Origin of the sequence: Bradyrhizobium sp. STM 3557 (genome assembly GCF_045571465.1) — a bacterium.
Classification (GTDB): domain Bacteria; phylum Pseudomonadota; class Alphaproteobacteria; order Rhizobiales; family Xanthobacteraceae; genus Bradyrhizobium.
On sequence record NZ_CP120697.1, the window covers coordinates 6,982,076 to 7,002,452 of the forward strand.

General features: G+C 63.3%; 22 protein-coding genes. 11 read left to right on the forward strand and 11 right to left on the reverse strand.

All coding sequences use genetic code 11. The features are described 5' to 3' along the window. The first annotated feature begins 41 nt into the window (after positions 1 to 41). The 3 genes from P6U24_RS32280 to P6U24_RS32290 all read left to right on the forward strand — a co-directional run bounded on the left by P6U24_RS32280 (position 42) and on the right by P6U24_RS32290 (position 1,798). Positions 42 to 554 (forward strand): hypothetical protein, encoded by a 513-nt coding sequence (locus P6U24_RS32280; protein WP_407156451.1) that lies wholly within the window; start codon positions 42 to 44, stop codon positions 552 to 554. 36 nt (positions 555 to 590) lie between these two features. Further along, positions 591 to 917, forward strand: coding sequence for a hypothetical protein (locus P6U24_RS32285; RefSeq protein WP_407156452.1), 327 nt, complete (start codon positions 591 to 593; stop codon positions 915 to 917). 428 nt (positions 918 to 1,345) lie between these two features. Further along, positions 1,346 to 1,798, forward strand: coding sequence for a hypothetical protein (locus P6U24_RS32290; RefSeq protein ID WP_407156453.1), 453 nt, complete (start codon positions 1,346 to 1,348; stop codon positions 1,796 to 1,798). A gap of 55 nt (positions 1,799 to 1,853) precedes the next feature. Here the strand turns inward: P6U24_RS32290 and P6U24_RS32295 are convergent, their stop codons facing one another. Beyond that, entirely contained in the window at positions 1,854 to 2,228 is a 375-nt protein-coding gene (locus P6U24_RS32295) for a thiol-disulfide oxidoreductase DCC family protein (protein WP_407156454.1), read from the reverse strand. Positions 2,229 to 2,490: 262 nt separating this feature from the next. Between P6U24_RS32295 and P6U24_RS32300 the strand changes: the two genes are divergently transcribed. Next, positions 2,491 to 2,727, forward strand: coding sequence for a hypothetical protein (locus P6U24_RS32300; protein WP_407156455.1), 237 nt, complete (start codon positions 2,491 to 2,493; stop codon positions 2,725 to 2,727). 114 nt (positions 2,728 to 2,841) lie between these two features. On the opposite strand, the gene P6U24_RS32305 is transcribed toward P6U24_RS32300, so the two are convergent. The 4 genes from P6U24_RS32305 to P6U24_RS32320 all read right to left on the reverse strand — a co-directional run bounded on the left by P6U24_RS32305 (position 2,842) and on the right by P6U24_RS32320 (position 9,568). After that, positions 2,842 to 3,777 (reverse strand): DUF817 domain-containing protein, encoded by a 936-nt coding sequence (locus P6U24_RS32305; protein WP_407156456.1) that lies wholly within the window; start codon positions 3,775 to 3,777, stop codon positions 2,842 to 2,844. Between the two features lie 660 nt (positions 3,778 to 4,437). Next, complete coding sequence (rpoD, locus tag P6U24_RS32310) at positions 4,438 to 6,561, reverse strand: RNA polymerase sigma factor RpoD (protein ID WP_407156457.1); 2,124 nt, start codon at positions 6,559 to 6,561, stop codon at positions 4,438 to 4,440. Between the two features lie 422 nt (positions 6,562 to 6,983). Continuing rightward, positions 6,984 to 8,987, reverse strand: a complete 2,004-nt coding sequence (gene dnaG, locus P6U24_RS32315) for a DNA primase (protein ID WP_407156458.1) — start codon at positions 8,985 to 8,987, stop codon at positions 6,984 to 6,986. Positions 8,988 to 9,169: 182 nt separating this feature from the next. Next, positions 9,170 to 9,568 (reverse strand): gamma-glutamylcyclotransferase, encoded by a 399-nt coding sequence (locus tag P6U24_RS32320; RefSeq protein ID WP_407156459.1) that lies wholly within the window; start codon positions 9,566 to 9,568, stop codon positions 9,170 to 9,172. Between the two features lie 212 nt (positions 9,569 to 9,780). Between P6U24_RS32320 and P6U24_RS32325 the strand changes: the two genes are divergently transcribed. Then, complete coding sequence (locus P6U24_RS32325; RefSeq protein ID WP_407156460.1) at positions 9,781 to 10,023, forward strand: hypothetical protein; 243 nt, start codon at positions 9,781 to 9,783, stop codon at positions 10,021 to 10,023. 24 nt (positions 10,024 to 10,047) lie between these two features. After that, entirely contained in the window at positions 10,048 to 10,887 is an 840-nt protein-coding gene (locus P6U24_RS32330; protein WP_407156461.1) for a PhzF family phenazine biosynthesis protein, read from the forward strand. A gap of 137 nt (positions 10,888 to 11,024) precedes the next feature. Here P6U24_RS32330 and P6U24_RS32335 read toward each other — a convergent pair whose 3' ends face one another. The 3 genes from P6U24_RS32335 to P6U24_RS32345 form a co-directional block, all read right to left on the reverse strand. Further along, the gene (locus tag P6U24_RS32335) at positions 11,025 to 11,645 is read right to left on the reverse strand and encodes a LysE family translocator (protein WP_407156462.1); all 621 of its coding nucleotides are present in this window, start codon (positions 11,643 to 11,645) and stop codon (positions 11,025 to 11,027) included. Positions 11,646 to 11,947: 302 nt separating this feature from the next. Further along, positions 11,948 to 12,523, reverse strand: coding sequence for a hypothetical protein (locus P6U24_RS32340; RefSeq protein ID WP_407156463.1), 576 nt, complete (start codon positions 12,521 to 12,523; stop codon positions 11,948 to 11,950). A 29-nt stretch (positions 12,524 to 12,552) separates the two neighbouring features. Beyond that, complete coding sequence (locus P6U24_RS32345; protein WP_407156464.1) at positions 12,553 to 13,938, reverse strand: LVIVD repeat-containing protein; 1,386 nt, start codon at positions 13,936 to 13,938, stop codon at positions 12,553 to 12,555. Between the two features lie 190 nt (positions 13,939 to 14,128). On the opposite strand from P6U24_RS32345, the gene P6U24_RS32350 reads away from it, so the two are divergent. Genes P6U24_RS32350 through P6U24_RS32360 form a run of 3 tightly spaced genes read left to right on the forward strand, consistent with a single transcriptional unit; the run spans position 14,129 to position 15,416 of the window. Next, on the forward strand, positions 14,129 to 14,443 hold the full coding sequence (locus P6U24_RS32350; protein ID WP_407156465.1) for an ArsR/SmtB family transcription factor: 315 nt from the start codon (positions 14,129 to 14,131) through the stop codon (positions 14,441 to 14,443). Further along, complete coding sequence (locus P6U24_RS32355) at positions 14,436 to 14,900, forward strand: SRPBCC family protein (RefSeq protein WP_407156466.1); 465 nt, start codon at positions 14,436 to 14,438, stop codon at positions 14,898 to 14,900. Before P6U24_RS32350 ends, P6U24_RS32355 begins: the two co-directional genes overlap by 8 nt. A gap of 3 nt (positions 14,901 to 14,903) precedes the next feature. Further along, positions 14,904 to 15,416: an SRPBCC family protein gene (locus tag P6U24_RS32360; RefSeq protein WP_407156467.1), complete on the forward strand. Its 513-nt coding sequence runs from the start codon at positions 14,904 to 14,906 to the stop codon at positions 15,414 to 15,416. Between the two features lie 191 nt (positions 15,417 to 15,607). Here P6U24_RS32360 and P6U24_RS32365 read toward each other — a convergent pair whose 3' ends face one another. Next, positions 15,608 to 16,393 carry a DUF2189 domain-containing protein gene (locus tag P6U24_RS32365; protein ID WP_407156468.1) on the reverse strand — a complete coding sequence of 262 codons (786 nt, stop codon included), beginning with the start codon at positions 16,391 to 16,393 and terminating at the stop codon, positions 15,608 to 15,610. A 698-nt stretch (positions 16,394 to 17,091) separates the two neighbouring features. Then, positions 17,092 to 17,547, reverse strand: a complete 456-nt coding sequence (locus P6U24_RS32370; RefSeq protein WP_407156469.1) for a GatB/YqeY domain-containing protein — start codon at positions 17,545 to 17,547, stop codon at positions 17,092 to 17,094. Positions 17,548 to 17,739: 192 nt separating this feature from the next. Here P6U24_RS32370 and carA point away from each other — a divergent pair, with 192 nt between their 5' ends. Together carA and P6U24_RS32380 are read left to right on the forward strand one after the other, a co-directional pair. Continuing rightward, positions 17,740 to 18,936 (forward strand): glutamine-hydrolyzing carbamoyl-phosphate synthase small subunit, encoded by a 1,197-nt coding sequence (gene carA, locus P6U24_RS32375; protein WP_407156470.1) that lies wholly within the window; start codon positions 17,740 to 17,742, stop codon positions 18,934 to 18,936. A 186-nt stretch (positions 18,937 to 19,122) separates the two neighbouring features. Beyond that, positions 19,123 to 19,653 carry a hypothetical protein gene (locus P6U24_RS32380; RefSeq protein ID WP_407156471.1) on the forward strand — a complete coding sequence of 177 codons (531 nt, stop codon included), beginning with the start codon at positions 19,123 to 19,125 and terminating at the stop codon, positions 19,651 to 19,653. A 163-nt stretch (positions 19,654 to 19,816) separates the two neighbouring features. On the opposite strand, the gene P6U24_RS32385 is transcribed toward P6U24_RS32380, so the two are convergent. Beyond that, complete coding sequence (locus P6U24_RS32385) at positions 19,817 to 20,344, reverse strand: Dps family protein (protein ID WP_407156472.1); 528 nt, start codon at positions 20,342 to 20,344, stop codon at positions 19,817 to 19,819. Positions 20,345 to 20,377 lie beyond the last annotated feature (33 nt).

A 20,377-nucleotide genomic window follows, 5' to 3' on the forward strand; every position in this document is an offset into this window, starting at 1 on the left:
ACCGCCCCACCTAGATTGCCGGGGTGAGAGGAGACGACGCCATGATCGGAATTACGCTGTCCGCCGAGGATATCCGCAATGCGCCGCCGGACGTGCGGCGCTGGATCGAGCACCAGGTGTTATCGGGTCTTGGACTTGGGGCGGAGACGCCGCCGACGCCGAGCCTGCCGCCGCAAAGTACTCATCTCGTTGCCATGACGATCGACGATGCCGCGCGCGTGCTGATGCAGGTCCAGGGCGTGCTGCCGGCGGTCAACGTGCTGTTCGAGTTCAGCCGTCCCGGCATCGCGTTCGGACAGCCTCCGGTGATGATGTTCCGCCTAATCGATATCCTGCATCATACGCGGCTGCAGAACATCAGCCAGGTGATGGCCTGCCTCGAGATGATCAACCAGGCACTGGCCGAGATCAAACATGATCCGTCCGCGCGCTTCTGCGGCTTCGACAATGTCGGCCACTGCCTCGTCACTCCCGAGACCCAGCGCGCGATCGCGAGCCTGTGGCAGAACGTGATCGCCAAGCAGCACGGCGTGGCCGAAGGCGAAGCGGCGTAGTCTTCTGCCGGCGATGACAGGCGAGCTGCGATGCAGATGAAAACACGGAAGCGCCGCGGCCTGTTGCGGCTGCCGCTGCTGCGGCTGCGCGCGATCAATCTGGCGGCTGGCCTCTGCGTCGCGGCGCTGATCGTCGGCGGCCTGCTGGCGCTCGATCCCGGCGGCCTGCGTCACCTGATCGTCGATGACCGCTCGCCCGGCGTCGCGCTGGCGCTGCTCTTGATGTCGTTCTTCATCACCTTCGGCTCCGCCGCGATGGGCACCGCGATCATGGCGCTCGGCCGACGCGACGAGAGCCGGCGCCCGCGCAGCGGGACGCCGGCGCAGAGCGAGACGGCGATGGCGAGAGTAAAGGGGCCATAACGCGCGATAAAGCGCGCGAGCTTGTATTTGTTCTGCCACAAGACAGGCGCGCTCTCCGCCATTGAGAGGCCGGGTGACGGGTTCAGATCCGTCGAGGGCACCCGCCCATCAACCGGCTTGCATCTAATGGTGCAATCGGACCTCTTCTACATCGGAGAGAGGTGAACAGTGAGCCGGTGGCGCATCTTAGCATTCTACTCACCAGCACCGCCGCAAGTGTACCAGGCGAATAGCAAATCCGCGAAGCGACCATAGCGTACGAAATAACGGCCACGCGCAAACGCCCCCTCAGTCGTGTTGCAACGGTTAGTTATTACCTGCGCATTTTGAACGGCAACTAACGACAGGACGCATGCCGTTTACAAGGCAGGGTCCAGGGAGTAATCTAGGATTGTTTTAGTTCTTATTTCAACTAAGAGGATTTTTGCATGCAAAACGATAGCGAGTTCATTCCCCATCTCGTTGCGATCGCTTCGGACCCCAATAGGTTGCTCGCGGCGCAGCATGTCGCAGCCGCTCGACTGTTGGAATATGATGGCGAGATTTACCCCAAGGATGGGTGTGCCATTACGTTGTCTGTCCTGCTCCAAGAAGCCGGACTCAACGTCAAGAACACGTACACGGCACTCGCGTTAGGCAACGTGCTAAAGGAGAGAGGGTGGCAATTGATCGAACTTGGAAAACAGCAGGTCGGCGACGTGGGGTCGACATGCGGGCGGACGGCTCACCATGGTCAGGATCACATCTATCTGGTTCTCAATGTGCTTAATCAGGACGAGATGGTTATTGCCGATAATCAGCAGCCCAAGCCACACTTCCGCTTTGCGAGCGGAAAAGGGGGCAAGACGCCGACGCGGTTTTTCTTGCGCGTGACCAACTGATCTCGCCTTGCTTCCACAACGAAATGCCATTGGAGACAGCGTAGGGCACCCGCCGTCACCAATGGCCCTTCCACCTATTCCATGCGAACAGCACATCCGCGAAGCGGTCGTAGCCGAAGCGCGTCATTGGCCGTATCAGAGGGTTGCCGAGCAGCTTCGCCAGCCAGCCCTGGCCCGGCGTCAGCTTCCAGAGCAGCAGCGCGACATCGGCGCCGACAATCAGCCTGCCCTCCTCGTCGGTCGCGTGCAGCCGGCGCCTGACATCGTCGAGGCAGGCGCCATAGGTGCTCAGGGCCTCCGGCTGCTCGTTGATGTCCTTGAAGGCGACCCGGCCCGAGCGCACGAGTGCCAGGAGTTTGTTGCGCTGCCAGTCGATCCCGGCATCGCACACCGGGCAGCGCGTGTTGTACCAGACGGTCAGCTGCGGCATCGGCATGTATTCATCAACCTGACATGGAATTCGGCGCATCAAGGCACGCCCATCCGGCAAAATCGAGGAGTTCGATTGCCCTCACAGGGTGGCAAAGCACGGCATGCCCACCATATGCAGTGAAGATCGCGAAGGGGGCTCGCCGCTCGGCAGCGGCCGCTTGGCCCGCTTGCGCGCTCAACCATCTCATTCAGCGAATTTGGCGAGCAGGCCGGCGTTCACTGTCGTTGACGCCGCGTCCGAGATCGCGGAAAAGCCCACCATGCCCAAGAAGCCAGGAACCAATCCGAAAGGCGAATTCGCCTTCTTCAACGTCGTCTACGAGGACGGCTCCCAGAAATCGAACCGGCGCGTGCCCGCCGAGCTGCTCGGTGGCCTCGACGGCGACGAGCCGGCGAGAGGCTACATCATGGAGCAGGACCGCGAGATCGCGGAAAAGTCCGGCCGCCCAGTGCTCGCCATCAAGAGCATTGCCCGCGTCGGCGCGAAGAAGAAGTAGCGCGTCTCGACATTCCCGCAGCCCGGATGAGCGTTCGCGATATCCGGTGTTGCACGTATCGAAGTCCCGGATGTCGCTTCGCTCATCCTGGCTCCGCCTGCTACGATCGGCCCATTATGCCGCCTCCCGCTCCGGCTCGGCCGCGATCGACCGTACCTCCATCGCCTTCGGCCGGTTGATCAGGCTGACCAGCGTGTAGCTGATGATCAGGAGCAGAAACCACGAGCCGAGCTTGGCGAACGAGACCATTGCCCAGCCCTGGCTCTGAGACGGATAGAGCCAGACCCGGGTGAAGGTGCCGATGTTCTCCGACAGCCAGATGAACAGCGAGACCAGCACCAGGCCGAGCAGCAGCGGCATCGACCGGTACACGCGCCAGACCCTGAAATGAACGGTGGCAGGTCCGATCAGCAGCGCCGCCAGCACGAACAGCGTAAGGCGCAGATCGACGCCGTAATGGTCGAGGAAGAAGTTGAGGTAGATCACCGCGCTTAAAGCGATCAGCCAGCGGCGCTGCGGATGATCGGTGAAGCGGAAATCGAACAGCCGCCAGACCCGGCAGAGATAGCTGCCGATGCAGGAATACATGAAGCCCGAGAACAGCGGCACGCCGCCAAGCCGGATCAGGCTCGGCTCCGGATAGATCCAGGAGCCGGTCGCGGTCTTGAACAGCTCCATCGCGGTGCCGACAAGGTGATAGACCAGGATGACCTTGGCCTCCTCCCACGTCTCCAGCCGCGTGGCTAGCAGCACCGCCTGGACGCCGAGCATGCAGAGGAAGAGAAAGTCGTAACGCGCGAGCGGCGCGTGCGCCGGATAGAATTTCCAGGTCAGCAGCATCAGCGCGACCGCGATGCCGCCGAACAGGCACGCCCATCCTTGCTTCACGCCGAAGCGGAGGAATTCGTAGACGGCCGAGGTCCAGGGCCTCGTAGCCGCACGCGCGGAGAGCCGCGCCTCGGCGGCAATGAAGGGGCGCAAGGGCGGCCAGATCGCGGCGGCACTTCGGCTTTTGTTCGAAGAGGATGACGGACGTCTATCGTTCTGCATGGGAAGGCTGAACCGGCGGAAGACCTAACGCGTAGCAGTAGCTTCCCACGTCACGTCAGCGGAAAATTCGGCCTTCTCCCGGAGCAATGCGGACAACTGCGGACACGATCCGCTCGGCAACTACGGCGACGAGCGGATCAGCGGGGTAGAACTCGCAGCCTCCATGTCGTAGCCATCATTCAACGCGTCTTCTAGGCGATTGAACATGGGTGAGATGAGGCGCGGTGCAAATGAATGCGCCCTCTCCCCTTGTGGGAGAGGGCATGTAGGAAAGCACGGCGGGGCACGATCGGGTGAGGGGTATGCCTCCACAAGCGTCGTTCGCGGAAAGATACCCCTCACCCGATCGCGCGCGTGGATGGGCCGGAGGTGCCCTCTCCCACAAGGGGAGAGGGCGCTGCATGGCGCAGCACAAAGGGATACTGAATTCACTCACTCAGGTTGGGCAAAACGACGCCGTAGCGCTGACGTTCATGCGGGCAGACCCCTGGCACGGGCGGCGATGCGTAGCGTGAGCAAAGGTGCCGAGCGCGCTGCATCGGTTTGTGGCGTCGTTGCGCGCGCCGTACCCACCCACACGTTTCATGGTGGGCACGCGCCGCGATATGCGGGACCTTGGAGAAACCCGGATGTCGCTTCGCTCATCCGGGCTACGTCATATCAATTATCCAAGAAGCTCCGCAGCTTCCGCGACCTTGACGGATGCTTCAGCTTGCGCAGCGCCTTGGCTTCGATCTGGCGGATGCGCTCGCGCGTGACCGAGAACTGCTGGCCGACCTCTTCGAGGGTGTGGTCGGTGTTCATGCCGATGCCGAAGCGCATGCGCAGGACGCGCTCTTCGCGCGGCGTGAGCGAGGCCAGCACGCGCGTGGTTGTCTCGCGCAGGTTGGACTGGATCGCCGCGTCAATGGGCAGGATTGCGTTCTTGTCCTCGATGAAGTCGCCGAGATGGCTGTCTTCCTCGTCGCCCACGGGCGTCTCGAGCGACAGCGGCTCCTTGGCGATCTTGAGGACCTTGCGCACCTTCTCCAGGGGCATGCCGAGCTTCTCGGCCAGCTCCTCCGGGGTCGGCTCGCGGCCGATCTCGTTGAGCATCTGGCGCGAGGTGCGCACGATCTTGTTGATCGTCTCGATCATGTGCACGGGGATGCGGATGGTGCGAGCCTGGTCGGCGATCGAACGGGTGATCGCCTGCCGGATCCACCAGGTGGCGTAGGTCGAGAACTTGTAGCCGCGGCGATACTCGAACTTATCGACCGCCTTCATCAGGCCGATGTTGCCTTCCTGGATCAGGTCGAGGAACTGCAGGCCGCGGTTGGTGTACTTCTTGGCGATCGAGATCACGAGCCGGAGGTTGGCTTCCACCATCTCCTTCTTGGCCTGACGGGCCTCGCGCTCGCCCTTCTGCACGCTGTGCACGATCTTGCGGAACTCGACGATCTCAAGACCGGTGAGCGCCGCCAGCGACTGCACCTCGTGGCGCAGGTCCTTGATGCGGTCCTTCTCGTGATGGACGAAGTTCTTCCAGCCCTTGGCCGAAAGCTTCGACACCCGGTTGAGCCAGCGCGGATCGAGCTCCGAGCCCTGGTAGTTGCGCAGGAAATCCTCGCGCGCCACGCCATGGCTGTCGGCAAGCCGCATCAAGCGGCTCTCGAACGAGACCAGCTTCTTGTTGATGTCGTAGAGCTGCTCGACCAGCGAGTCGATGCGGGCCTGGTTGAGGCGCAGCGACTTCACCTCGACGATGATCTCGTCCTTCAGCTTCTTGTACTTGCGCTCCTGCGAGGGCGACAGCGACTCGCTCTGAAGCTGGTTGGCGATGTCCTGCTCCTGCAGGCGGCGCAGCTTCTTGTACTCGGAGGCGATCTTGTCGAAGGTCTCGACCACCTTCGGCTTCAGCTCGGCCTCGATGGCCGCGAGCGACATCTGGTTCTCGAACTCGTCGTCGTCCATATCGGCTTCGGCCGCGGCCTCGCCGGGATCCTTCTCCTCGACCTCGCCGGCCGGTGCCGGCTGGGCGCGGAACGGGGTCGGCTGCGGCGGCGCCGCCGGAGGCGCGACATGGGCGGGCGCGACTGACGCCACGGCCTCGCTGCCGTCACCATTGGCCTCGCCGGCGACAGGCGCCGCGATCTGCGGATTGATGCCGCCCTTGGCCTCGGGACCGGCATAGGTGGCTTCGAGATCGATGATGTCGCGAAGGAAGATCTTGCCTTCGTTGAGCTCATCGCGCCAGATGATGATGGCCTGGAAGGTCAGCGGGCTTTCGCAAAGGCCCGCGATCATCGCCTCGCGGCCGGCCTCGATGCGCTTGGCGATCGCGATCTCGCCCTCGCGCGAGAGCAATTCGACCGTGCCCATCTCGCGCAGATACATGCGTACGGGATCATCCGTGCGCTCGCCCGGCTCGGACTTCTTGACCTCGGTGACGGCCTTCTGCGTGATCTCGACGAGTTCGTTGTCGGTCTCGTCGTCGCTGTCGTCCTTCTCGTCGGCCTCCTCGGCGTCCTCGGCCTCGGTGACGTTGATGCCCATGTCCGAGAGCATCGACATGATGTCCTCGATCTGCTCAGGCGAGGTCGTATCGGACGGCAGCACCTCGTTGAGCTGATCGAAGGTCACGAAGCCGCGCTTCTTGGCCTGCTTGATCATCTTCTTGACGGCCGCGTCCGACAGGTCCAGCAACGGCGAGGGGGCGTCGGCGGCGTCCTTCTCGGGAGCGTCCGCGGCCTTGTCGTCCTTTTCCTTGTCTTTCACCTGCAGCGTCTTTGCCTTCGTGGCCATTCATTGCTCCCGAAACGCGCCCGCTTCTGCCTGTGGCAATCTGCACCCTGGCAGCGCAGCACCCGCTTGCTCTACTCACACTGTTGACGACGCGAGAAAGGGCGGCGCAGTTTTAACATCGCCACCCCTTAAATCCCTGTCGCTGGTTTCGTCCCCGGCCCGGTGCGCTTTTCTGCACGGAAGTGCTTGCAAAAGCGATACCGGTTTGCGCAATCGGATAGCGAATCCTTTGAGGTGCCCTGCTATGGGCGATCCCCGGGATGTGACGCTGCCTCCGACGGCTCCAGCGACCCTCTCGCGGCTGAAAATGCTCCGGACCCCTTAAACTTCGCTTAACCCTGTTTTTGCAGCCAAACCATGGATTTGGCGAGTCTTTTCCGTAACGCCGGGAACTGGCCGGCGCCTTCAGGCGCGAACGTGCTTCAGACCGATTTCTGGAACCGACCGGACAATTGGCCGAACCCTTCGATCAGCGCCTCGGTGCCGTCCACCTCCGCCATCCTGGCCTTGACGTCACGGAGCCAGCCCAGATTGGCGTCGCTCGGCTCGTCGCCAAGCGCCAGCTCGGCATCCTTCAGCTCCCTAAGTAATGAGTGCCATTGCCGATGCAAGGCAACCAGTTGATGCCAGGTGGAAAGAACATCCTCGCGCGCCGCGCCGGATTTCGCCGCCCACACCGCGTCCGTCGTGATCGCCCGCTCAACCCGTTGAAGAAGCTCGGAAAACCCGCCTGCCTCCAAATCGGCGCGCATCTTCTCGGCCTGCTCCTCGGGATCCGGCGAATGATGGTGGTCATGGGCGAAGGCGGCGATGATGGCGGCGCGCAGCTTGTGCGCCTCGGGATGGGCCAGCTCGAGCGCGGCGACCTCCTCCAGATGGTCATGCAGCAGCCAGGGATGGTTGATCAGCGAGAGCAGGATTAGCGCTTCGCGGCGCGAGATGGCGCTGCGCTGGCCGCGCATGATCGGGCTCAAAGCGAGCTGCGGACTCGCCGCCTGGTAGGGTCCGCGGCCAAGCGCGGCGCCTGTGGATGGCGGTGCACCGCGCCGGAATCCGCCCCCGCCCCCTGTGGATAACCGGCCGGGACCTGGCCCGCGGGGCGCAAATCCGCGCCCTGATTCGCGGCCCGCCCGGCCGTAGCCGCGCCCGCCTTCCGGGGCGAAGGCGCGGGCGAGGCGCTCGGAGAGGTCCTGCCGGTAATAGCGCCGCACCACCTCGTCGCGGATGCCGTTTGTGAGTTCCCCGATCCGGGCCTCCAGCGCCGCGCGGCGCTCGGGCGTGGTGAAGCTGCCGCCCTCGATCTCGCGCGCCCAGATCAGTTCGGCGAGCGGCTTGGCCACGCCCAGCACCTCCTCGACCGCGCCGCGGCCACCGGAGCGGACGAGATCGTCAGGGTCCTGCCCTTCGGGCAGCAGCGCAAAGCGCAGGCTCTTGCCGGGCTTGAGGTGCGGCAGGGCGAGATCAGCGGCGCGATAGGCCGCCTTCTGTCCGGCGCGGTCGCCGTCGAAGCAGAGGATCGGCTCGTCGACCATCTTCCACAGCAGCGCCAGCTGGTTCTCGGTCAGCGCCGTGCCGAGCGGCGCGACGCTGCCTGCAAAGCCCGCGGTGACCATCGCGATCACATCGACATAGCCTTCGACCACGATGAGGGGCGCGCCGTTGTGCGCAGCCTGGCGCGCGGTGGCGAAGTTGTAGAGATTGTCGCCCTTGTGAAAGAGCGGCGTCTCCGGCGAGTTGAGGTACTTCGCCGGCACGTCCTTCTCCAGCGCACGGCCGCCGAAAGCGATGACGCGGCCTCTGATGTCGGTGATCGGAAACATCACGCGGTCGCGGAAGCGGTCGTAAGGCACCGGGATATCGTCGCCGCCGATCAGAAGGCCCGTCTCGACCATGTCGGCGACCGGCACGCCGTGCTTGCCGAGATGCTCCTTCAGCGCAAAACGATCCGGCGGTGCATAGCCAAGCCGGAACTGAAGCTGCGTCTGCGGACTGAGTGCACGATCGGCGAGGTAGCCGCGCGCCTTGGCGCCGACACGCGAGGCGAGCGTATCGGCGAAGAAGGTCGCCGCCAGCTCCATCACGTCATGCAGCGTCTTGCGGTGCTTTTCCTGCCGCGCGACGTCCGGGCTCGCCACCGGCAGCGCGAGGCCCGCCATGCCGGCCAGCCGCTCGACCGCCTCCGGGAACGAGCAGCCCTCGGTCTCCATGATGAAATCGAAGATGTTGCCGTGCTTGCCGGAGGAGAAGTCGTGGTAAAAACCCTTCTGGTCATTGACGTAGAAGGACGGCGTCTTCTCCTGCTGGAACGGGGACAGCCCCTTCCACTCACGCCCGGATTTCTTCAGCTTGACGCGCTTGCCCACGACATCCGAGACCGGAAGCCGGGCACGCAGCTCGTCGAGGAATTCGGTGGTGAAGCGGGCCATGGGGCGGTGCGCGGGTTCCGGCGAGGCGGCTGTGAAGCCGGCAGCAATCGGACAGGAATATAGGGGCGAATCAAAGAAATTTTGAGTTCGTCAAAATCGTCCAGGCTTATCCGCGTTTTCCGAGCTTTGCACAGGCTAGGTCTGCTTCCACGTCGGAGGACGCCGCCGTCGTTCACTCCAGATCAATGCTCCAGAAACCGCCCCGAGGCGATGCGCGGCAGGCCGTCGACCGGCCAATTGTAGAGATAGGTCCAGGCGTCGCGGACCGAGCCGTCGGCGAGCGTGACCGCGAGCTGGCGGCGGACATACTCCGTCGGCTCGGGAAAACCCTCGCCGCAGGCCTCGTACATGTCGAATTCGCGCAGCATCGCATCGACCTCGCGCAGACGAAACAGCTCGCCATGGACGATGTCGGCGGCGTCGCCCGTGAGCACGAGGCCGGGATAATGCTTCACCAGATAGAGCCGGCCCTGGCTGCTTGCCTCACCGATGAAGTCGGCATTGGCGGCGAGCAGCCGCGCCATCGGATGGTCGAAGCCGCGCATCAAGGTGCCGTAGACGAACAGGAGATCGGAGGTCATGACCGGTCTATAACCGGCATGGCACGCGAAGCGAAGCGATCCGGCATCCGATTTGGATGCGAGCCGCACTCGCAAGTCCCGGTCGTCCCCTGGAGGAAACCGGCGCCGTTCATCGGGCGGTCACCCTATATTGCACCGAGATCAATGTTTCCATTGCTCTCATATTTGCACTGAGTCATTGCTCTGATCCAACTTGAAAAGGCCGAAGAGCAATGGCGACGACTATCTCCCATATGCCGGCCGCACGCCTGGCGGCGCTGCGGCTGGCCAAGACGACGACCAAGATCATCACCAAGAACGGAACGATCCGGCAGGTGCGCCCGCCGCTGCTTTGGCTGCAGCGGCTGTTCTGGCGCGCCGAGCTCAAGACGCTCGACCTTGCGCAGATGCGCGATTGCGGGCTCGATCCTGAAATGGTCCGACGCGAAATGACAAAGCCGTTCTGGCGCGATTGAAGATCGATTGAGGAGGAAGACCGCATGCGCAACGTTCCATTCCGCCAGGTCGATGTGTTTTCGGCGACGCCGTTCAAAGGCAATCCGCTGGCGGTGATCGCCGAGGCCGACGGCCTCGACGACGCGATGATGCAGGCGATCGCCAACTGGACCAATCTCTCGGAGACGACGTTCCTGCAGCGCCCGAGCGATGCCACAGCCGACTATCGCGTCCGCATCTTTACGCCGCATCGCGAGCTGCCGTTCGCAGGCCATCCGACGCTCGGCTCGTGCCATGTCTGGCTCGGGCTCGGTGGCCGGCCGAAATCCGAGCACGTCGTGCAGGAATGCGGCGCCGGCCTGGTGCGGATCAAGCGCGATGGAGCCCGGCTTGCGTTCGCAGCTCCGCCCCAGCGCCGCTCCGGCGAGGTCGCCCCCGATCTGCTGGCGCGCATCGCGCAGGCGCTCGGCATCACGACGGATGCGATCGTCCGTGCGCAGTGGGTCGACAACGGTCCCGGCTGGGTGGCGGTGATGCTGCGCTCACGCAGCGAGCTGCTTGGCCTGCGCTTCGATGCGACCGCACTGCAGGGCAACCAGCCGCTCGGCGTGGTAGCGCCCTGCGACAAGGCGCGCGACGGCACCGATGCGGATTTCGAGGTGCGCGGCTTCATGTGGAGCGGCGGCGAGGATCCGGTCACCGGCAGCCTCAATGCGAGCCTGGCGCAGTGGCTGATCGGGGCCGGGATTGCTCCGAGCCGATATGTGGCGGCTCAGGGCACCGCGCTCGGCCGCGCCGGCCGCGTCCATGTCGCCAAGGATGGCGAGACGATCTGGATCGGCGGCGACGTCACGACCTGCGTGAGCGGGACGATCACGGTTTGAACTCAGCAACCATTCTACCGAACTCGTGATTCCGCCATTGCGGGAGCCGAAGGCGACGAAGCAATCCAGATCTTCTTGCTGATTCTGGATTGCTTCGCTTCGCTCGCAATGACGGCGTGACTAACAGCCGAACAGAGCTACCGCGTCCGTGTCAGTGCGAGCCAGAGGCCACCGCCGATCATGAAGCCGCCGGAGATGCGCGAGACCAGCCGGGTGCGGCGTGCCGAGAACAGTTTTCGCGCCCGGCCGGCAAGCAGTGCATAGACCCCGTCCGTCAGCGCCGCGATCACCATGAAGGTGACGCCGAGCAGCGCGACCTGCGGGACGTGATCGCGGCTCATGTCCATGAACTGCGGCAGGAAGGCGCCGAAGAACACCAACACCTTGGGATTCGACAGCAGCACCAACAGGCCCTGCAGGAAGAAGCCGCCGCGCGGAGGTGGCGGCGGAGCATCATCCGCGGCAATGCCTTCCACCGGTGAGCGGATCAGCTTGATTCCGAGCCAGACCAGATAGGCCGCGCCGAGCAGCCGCACCCATTCGAACCAGTAACCCATCGTCGCCATCAGCGAGGTCAGCCCAACAGCGACGATGCCGATCGCGATCGCAAGCCCGGTCTGCACGCCCGCGATGTTGATCAGCGCGGCGCGGGTGCCGTGACGCAGCCCGTTGGCGATGAGCAGCGTGACCACTGGTCCGGGCAGCAGCGCCAGCGCAATGCAGGCGGCGACGAAGGCGAGATAGGCTTGCAGGGACATGATGCGGGCTCGATACGCGTGATGATGCCGGCATTAATGCACGGCTTACGCGTGAGAGAAAGCCTCGCCTCTAACGGCTTGCGCAACTGTACCTTCTCCCCTTGTAGGAGAGGGTGCCGAGCGAAGCGAGGCGGGTGAGGGGTCTGTCTCCGCGGAGAAAGACCCCTCATCCGGCGCTTCGCGCCACCTTCTCCCACAAGGGGAGAAGGAAGAAAGGCCGCTTGCGACGTTCGTGGAGAGGGTCGCGAAGAGAACGGCCATACAACAGTACGTCGCAGGCGAGGAAAGATGAAAAGCCCACGCTACTTCCCGCTTCCCAGCGCCGCCATCATCCAGCGCTGCACGTCGGGTGACTGCAAAAATTGTTGTGCGGCATGTTGCACCAGCGGCTCAGCGGCCCTGCCCTGCACCACGGCGACCATCAGGTCGCAGCGATGCGACAATGCGAAGCCGATCGCGCCGCGGCGTGCGTCGGCAACATCGAGATCGTAGCTGCGCGAGCGCCCAGCGAGGTCTGCGACGCGAACCACTTGGCCAGCTGCACGCGCCGTAAAGCGCGGACTGATCAGGTCGAGATCGGCGACGCGATCGACCTCGTCATCGTCGGCGACTCCGGTGTCGCAATTGCAGAAGCCGAGCTTGGCGCGGACATAGATCTCGCTGCCCTCGACACAGGCAGCCTGCTGGCAGCGGAACGCACGCCCCGCCGGCCAGCCGTCGCGCGGGAACGGCCAGGCAATCTCGCGCCAGCCGAGCTTTTGCGCGCCGAGATCTTCGCGGCGCTCGGCGCGCGACTGCACCATCTGGAACACGGTCACCGCCCAGATGGCGCTGATCGCAAGCAGAGCAATCATCAGAAGCGGCTTGAAGCGCGGCATGGTTCCTTTGCAGTGACTCGGAGCTCACATCATGGCAGACCGGAGATGCTGCGCGCCTCTCCGGTCAATTCCAGAATGTGCAGGCCGGTGTTAGCACGGTCGACGGCATAGATATAGCCGCGCTCATCGGTCTCGACATTGTTGGTCTGGATCGCGATCTTGCAGTGCTCCTCGCCCTCACCGACGCAGCGCTTGTCGGTATTCGCAGTAATCGATGGAATGAAATAGCCGACTTCGTTGGGATGATAGGGATCGCGGATGTCGAGCGCGCGCACGCCGGCATTGAAGAAGGCGATGAAGGCCAGCTTCTTGTAGAACACCGGCGCCATGCTCTCGTTCGAGGAGTGTGAGCCGAAGCGGCCGCCGCGCGCGCAGAAGTGCCCGCTCTCCTCCGGCACGGTGTAGCTCGAGATCATCATCGGACGCGCCTCGGTGGTGACGTCGGCAAACCAGACCATCTGCCGCGGCTCGCCGCATTCGTTCTGGATCGCCTCGTCGACGATCATCACGATGTCCCGCGTCTTGCCGTCTTTGTCCTTGGCATATTCGGCAATCGGCATGTGCATCATCGGAAACACCGTGTGTGCGCCGTTGAAGGCGGACATCGGCAGGCGTGCGATCTCAGGATAGCGCAGATTGTCCGGCGTCGGCTCCTTCGGACCGTTCAACAGCTTGTCGCGGTCGACGATCTGCAGGATGCCGCCCTTGTCGGTGCCGTAGCCGAAATAGATTCGGTTGGCCTGCGGACCCAGTGAGATCGGCCCGTGCAGTTCCGTCGGCACCGCACCGGTGGCGCCGGGCTCCTGTCCCGGCAGGCCGAAATCCCTGATCTTCACGGGATGCGCGGGGTCGCTGAGGTCAAAGACCTGCGTCATGCGCCGCACGCGCCAATCCGGCGCACCCGACACCAGGAAGGCGATGCCGGTGTCGCATTCCCACCAGCTCTTATGCGTGTCCTTCAGTCCGCCAATGCGCGTCACCAGCACCGGGTTCTCCGGATTGGCGACATTCCAGATTTCATGCGCCTCGCTGCCGAAGGTGCGGAGCATGTAGACCGCGCTGGGATCGCCCTTTGGCAACGACTTGCCGTCGCAGATCCGCACCATCTGCGCGCCGCCGGATTCGTATTTTCCCTCCTGTCCGGGAATGTGATGCAGATATCGGGGATGCGCGGGGTCAGTGACGTCGACGATCGACGTGCCGTTCGGCTCGGCCTTGCCCGTCATTGGATTGAGCGGATCGGGAGTAGCGTCGGTGCCGCCGTGGTGGCCGATATAGGCGATCCAGCGATCGCCCTGATGATGGATGGTCGGCTGATAGGCGCTGCGCGCCTGCAGATCGCTCATCCCGACCAGCTTCATGTTGGAAGCTTCCGGCGGTGCACCGATCACCTGCTGCGTGTGCCCCGTCCGCATTGCGAGCGCTTCCAGCGCAAGAACCGAACTAAGAACCACAGCCCACCCAATACGACCACCCATTTCCATCCACCCCAACTGTTTTGTCCGCCGATCTCCGCGCCGGCGCGATCGGAACCTAACACGCGCAAGGGCGGCCTCGAACACACGCTCTTGACATGCAACCAAATGGTTGCCTATCATTGAGCGCATGGATGAGGTCTTCAAAGCGCTGGCGGACGCATCGCGGCGCTCGCTGCTGGACAGGCTTCATGCCCGTAATGGCCAGACCCTGAATGAACTCTGCGACGGCCTCGACATGACGCGACAGGCCGTGACCAAGCATCTTGCGATTCTGGAAGCGGCCAATCTGGTCACGACGATCAGGCATGGCCGCGAGAAGCTGCACTATCTCAACCCGGTCCCGATCCACGAGATCGGCGAGCGCTGGATCAAGAAATTCGAGCGCGGCAGGCTCGCAGCGCTCAGTGAATTGAAACGGCAATTGGAGAAGCGCGATGACTAAGCCGGAATTCGTCTACGTCACCTACATCGAAACCACGCCGGACAAGCTTTGGCAGGCGCTGACATCGAGCGAGTTCTCGAAGGCCTATTGGTTCGGCACCGAGCTGCGCTCCGACTGGCGGGTCGGCTCACCCTTCGCGCTGGTCATGGATGGCACGACCAGTGATGTCGGTGAGATCCTCGAATATGATCCGCCGCGCCGCCTCTCCTACACATTCCAGCACGTGCTTAAACAGGAGTTTCGCAACGAGCGGCCGACCAAGGTGGTGTTCACGCTCGAGCCACACGGCAAACTCGTCAAGCTGACGCTGACCCATGAAGGCTTTGACGGCGCACAGGAGTTGCTGAATGCAATTTCGAACGGCTGGCCGGCGATCCTGTCCAGCCTGAAGAGCCTGCTGGAAACGGGCAATGCTCTAGCGATTCCACTGTCGGCCCTCGGCACCAAGGGACTCTGAGCCATGGATACCGCAAAGTTCAAGCCCGCCACCGTCTACACGATCTACATCGCATCCGCGCCTGAGAAGGTGTGGGAGGCGCTGACATCGGCTGAGTTCAGCAGGCAATATTTCTTCGGCAACAGCGTCGAGATCGAGCGGAAGGTCGGCGGCCGCTACATTGTGCGCACGCCCGATGGCGCACTGCATATCAGCGGTGAAGTGGCCGAATGCGACCCGCCGCGCAAGCTGACCTTCACCTTCAATGTCAACTGGCCTGACCTGATCGAGAAGCTCGGACCGACGCTGGTGTCGTACGAGATCGAACCCGCTGGCGACGCCGTCCGCCTCACCATGACGGAGTGGCACGACCGGCCGCTCTCGGACGACATCCTCGAAGGCGGCCGCCAGGGCTGGCCCGCGATCCTCTCCAGCCTGAAGAGCTTACTGGAGACCGGCAAACCGCTGCAGGTGAAGATGGGACCGCCGGCAAGAATGCTGGCCGCGCTGAAGGAGCTGGGGATCAAAGTGCCGTAACATCCACTGCTGTCGTCCCGGACGACCGAGCGCAGCGAGGGCGATCCGGGACCCATACTCCGCGGCAGGAGTTTGTTACGACGAAAGATGTCACGAGCATCTCGCGATAAGCCCTGCCCTGTGGTTATGGGCCCCTGCGTTCGCAGGGGCGACACCGAGGCGTTGATAGTTCGTGCACCAAGCCGGCCGAGTCAGGAGCCGGGCACCGGCGCCACGATGCGCCGATAAAGGTGCCAGGTGGCATGGCCGAGCACAGGCAGCGTCACCAGCAGTCCGAGGAAGTAAGGCAGAGCCGACACGATCAGCAGCACCACGATGACGAGGCCCCAGCCGATCATCGGCAGCGGGCTCGTCACCACGGCCCGCACGCTCGTGATCATCGCGGTGACGAAGTCGACCTCCCGCTCGAGAAGGAGAGGGAACGACACCACGGTCAACGAGAACAGGATCAGGGACAGCGCCGCGCCATCGAGATTGCCGAGGGCGAGAAACAGCAGCCCTTCACGGGTGGTCAGCACGACGTTCATGAACTCCCGAAGGCTCGAGAACGAGGCGTTCAGCCCGAGCAGGAGCGCGATCAGCAGCCGGACCTGGTACATCCAGATCACGAATAAGAATAGCGTCACGAACGCCATCCAGCCGATCTCGGCACGCGAGGTGATGGTACGCCAGATCGCGCCATAAGACACCGGCTGGCCAGTCTCGCGGCGGCGGCTGACATCGTAGAGACCGATCGCAACAAACGGACCGATCAATGCAAACCCCGCCGCCAGCGGGTAGGCCAGATAGACGAGGCCCAAGGCGGTGAGGCAGAGCATGATGCCGATGCCGCCTAGCACATAGATCAGAGCGAAGCTGAGCCCATAGAGCGGCATGGCCTGGAAGTCGCGCAGCCCTTCCGTCAATGCTTCCGCGATATCGGCTGTCGTGATGCGACGCACCACGGGATCGACCTTGCCTGACACGGATGTCGTCATTGCCGTTTCCTCCTGCCATTCTTGCTTGGCAAAAGGCTACCAGCGTGTGCGGTGCAACTTCAATTTGAACGTGACGAACAGGCTTCAAAACCGGGAGGAAAAAGACTCCGCCAATCCCTTCCGGGTCAGTGCCTACTCGAAATGCAAGTCTGCGAAGGGATCCTTCATAAGATCCGGAGACCGAGCCGCAGGAAGTGGCGCCAACCATCGCGGTCCACGCATTTGCGGATACTCTTCGGCGCTCCCGTGAGGGATCACGACGATACTGTCGTATGCGGTCCGCCAGCCGGAATGTGCGGGCTGCGCTCGTGCGGCGGGGATGACGGCGAGCGACAGGATGAGCGGCAAGGCCACAAGGACGGATGGCTTTGTCATGAGAGGCTCCACGACCGGTTCACTGAGACAAGTACGGGACGAGGAGCCGAAAAATTCCGCGCCTTCCCATTAAACCTGGGAAAGCTCACGGGCACTTCAGAATACCTGAAAAGCTCGCGTCGCCAGGCAAGCAAGGCGACGCGAGCAACCGAATACACGCGCAACCCATTACGCGCGCAACTTGAGCAATGACGTGAATGACGATGCCGGCAACGGAGAGCGCAGCTAGAGCCCCGTTCCGATTGAATCGGAACGGGACTCTAGCTTTTTGTCTTGACGCGTTTTCTTGACGCGAACCGGTATCCACTTCGCTTGAAAACGCTCTAGCCTGACAGCGCGGCCTTCACCAGCGCGCTGGCTTTGGCAAAGTCCATCTGGCCGGCGTATTTCGCCTTCAGCGCGCCGATCACCTTGCCCATGTCCTTGATGCCGGAGGCACCCGTCTCGGCGACAACGGCAGAGATCGCGGCCTTCACCTCGTCTTCCGACATCTGCTTCGGCAGATAGGCCGAGATCACCGCGATCTCCTCGCGCTCCTGGGCTGCAAGCTCGGCGCGGCCACCCTTGTCATAGAGCTCGACGGCCTCCTGGCGCTGCTTGATCATCTTCTGCAGCACGGCCAGCACCTCGCCATCGCCGAGCGGCGGCTTGCCCTGCCCGCGCGCCTCGATATCGGCGTTCTTCAAGGTCGAGTTGACCATGCGCAAGGTCGAGAGCTTGCGCTCGTCCTTGGCCTTCATCGCCTCCTTGACCGCATTGTTGATGTCGTCGCGCAGCATGATCTGAACCTCTCGAAATCATTGACGGGTGGTCTAGGCTCATCACGTCCCGGACACAACTCGGTTCCGGACTTGTTCTCCTCGAACAGCTGTCAGTCCCACCGTTTCGCATGCCGATCGACCGAAAATGGCGGGTGAAATCAGCCGTTCCAGCTTTGACGCCGGCCGCTCGCGCGACTATGTAGGGCGCTCATGACACATATCGATACTGACGCCGCCTGGCCGGACCACAAACCGACCGCGCTCCTCGTGCTCGCCGACGGCACGGTGCTGGAAGGCTTCGGCCTCGGTGCCGAAGGCCACGCCGTGGGCGAGGTCTGCTTCAACACCGCGATGACCGGCTATGAGGAGATCCTGACCGATCCCTCTTATGCCGGCCAGCTCATCACCTTCACCTTCCCGCATATCGGCAATGTCGGCACCAACGACGAGGATATCGAGACGGTGAACATGGCGGCGACGCCGGGCGCGCGCGGGGTGATCCTGCGCACGGCGATCTCGGATCCGTCGAGCTACCGCGCCACCCGCCATCTCGACCAGTGGCTGCGCGCGCGCGGCATCATCGGCCTCTCCGGCATCGACACGCGGGCGCTGACCGTGCTGATCCGCTCCAAGGGCATGCCGAACGGCGTGATCGCACATGCCAAGGACGGCAAATTCGACCTCGACGCGTTGAAGAAGGAAGCGCGGGAGTGGCCGGGCCTCGAAGGCATGGACCTGGTGCCGATGGTGACCTCGGGCCAGCGCTTCACCTGGGACGAGACGCCCTGGGTGTGGAATGAAGGTTTCGGCCGGCAGACCGATCCGGAGTTCAACGTCGTCGCCATCGACTACGGCATCAAGCGCAACATCCTGCGCCTGCTGGCCGGCGTCGGGTGCAAGGTGACGGTGGTGCCGGCGACGACGCCGGCCGAGGATATTCTGGCGATGAACCCGGACGGCGTGTTCCTCTCCAATGGTCCGGGCGATCCGGCCGCGACCGGCGAATATGCCGTTCCCGTCATCAGGCAGGTGATCGCCTCGGGCACGCCGACCTTTGGCATTTGTCTGGGTCACCAGATGCTGGGCCTCGCCGTCGGCGCCAAGACACGGAAGATGCATCAGGGCCATCACGGCGCCAATCATCCGGTCAAGGACGAGACCACCGGCAAGGTCGAGATCACCTCGATGAACCATGGTTTTGCGGTCGACAAGGACACGCTGCCGAAGGGCGCGACGCAGACCCACATCTCGCTGTTCGACGGCTCCAATTGCGGCATCGCGCTCGACGACAAACCGGTGTTCTCGGTGCAGTACCATCCCGAGGCATCGCCCGGCCCGCGCGACTCGCACTATCTGTTCCAGCGCTTTGCCGAACTGATGCGGGAGAACAAGCGGGCGCGCATGTAAGGGCGCTCCCTGATCCAAGCACGATACCCGGCGCGTCCTGCCTGCGGGGCCAAAGGCCCTTGGGTGCGGGGCGAAGGTCCGGGCATTTGCTTACGTATCGCTTGTATCGCTGCGGTGCGCCGGCGGAACGCACCGACGAGACCCCTGTTGAATCTCGCGATGCTGCAAGATCCGGAGGGTTGCGTCATGTCGCTCGTCAAAGAGAGAATTGAGCCGCTCACCATCGTGTTCGAGGACGATGGTCTCGTTCCGAACAATCCGATGCCGTTCCTTGTCTACAAAGGCGCGGTGGACGTGACAGGCGGCCACCCCGAGGAGACGATCGAAGAGCTGTTCGGCGACAATGGTTGGGGCGACATGTGGCGCAACGGCATCTTCGATTATCTGCATTATCACGCCACCGTGCACGAGGCGCTGGGCGTGGCGCGGGGACAGGCCAAGGTGCGGTTTGGCGGCGACAGCGGCAAGGTGTTCGATCTCGCAGCCGGCGATGTCGCCATCCTCCCCGCCGGAACCGGGCACCAGCGCATCTCGGCAAGCTCTGATTTCTGCGTGGTCGGCGCCTATCCGCCGGGGCCGAAGATGCAAGTGACCCGGCCGACGCCAGAAAACCACGCCAAGGCACTCCAGACGATTCCGCTCGTGCCGCTGCCGAAGAGCGATCCGGTGATGGGAAAGGACGGGCCGCTGGTGAGGCTGTGGAAGCCTCGCTCGTAGACCCAAAATCGGTGTCGTCCCGGCCTTGCGCCGGGACCCATAAACACCGCCGCCTTGTTGTCGAAATTAGCTGTGGCTTCAGCTTAGCCAACTCCCGCCGCCGGTGGGTATGGGTCCCCGCTTTCGCGGGGACGACACCTTTACGGGGCAACGCCCTCGCCTCTCAGGCCGCGTTGCTGCCTTCCTGGCGGCTGGCCTCGAACAGGAACCAGGTGCGGCGCTCGGTCTCGTCGATGAAGGTTTCGAGCAGGCCGGCGGTGCCGGAATCCTCGTGATCGTCGCACAGCTTGTGGGCTTTGCGCATCGCCGCGGCGATGTGCTTGTTGTCCTCCATCAGCTCGCGCAGCATCTCGCGCGGTGGGACATAATCGTCGTTGTTGTCCTTGATGGTCTGCAGCTTGCTGACCTGGCCGATCGAGCGCAGCGTGGTGCCGCCGAGCTTGCGAACGCGCTCGGCCAGCTGGTCGGTGGTGGCGAAGATCGCGTCCGATTGCTCGTCCAGCATCAAATGGTAGTCATGGAAATGGCGGCCGCTGACGTGCCAGTGGAAGTTCTTGGTCTTCAGGTAGAGCGCGAAGGCGTCAGCCAGCAACGTGTTCAGCGCGGCCGAGATCTTGTTCACCGCATCCGGGGACAGATCGCTCGGGGTATCGAGATCGGGGGCGGCCTTGTCAGACTTTGCTTTACTCACGGTGCAACCTTCCTGTTAGAAACCAGCGATAGA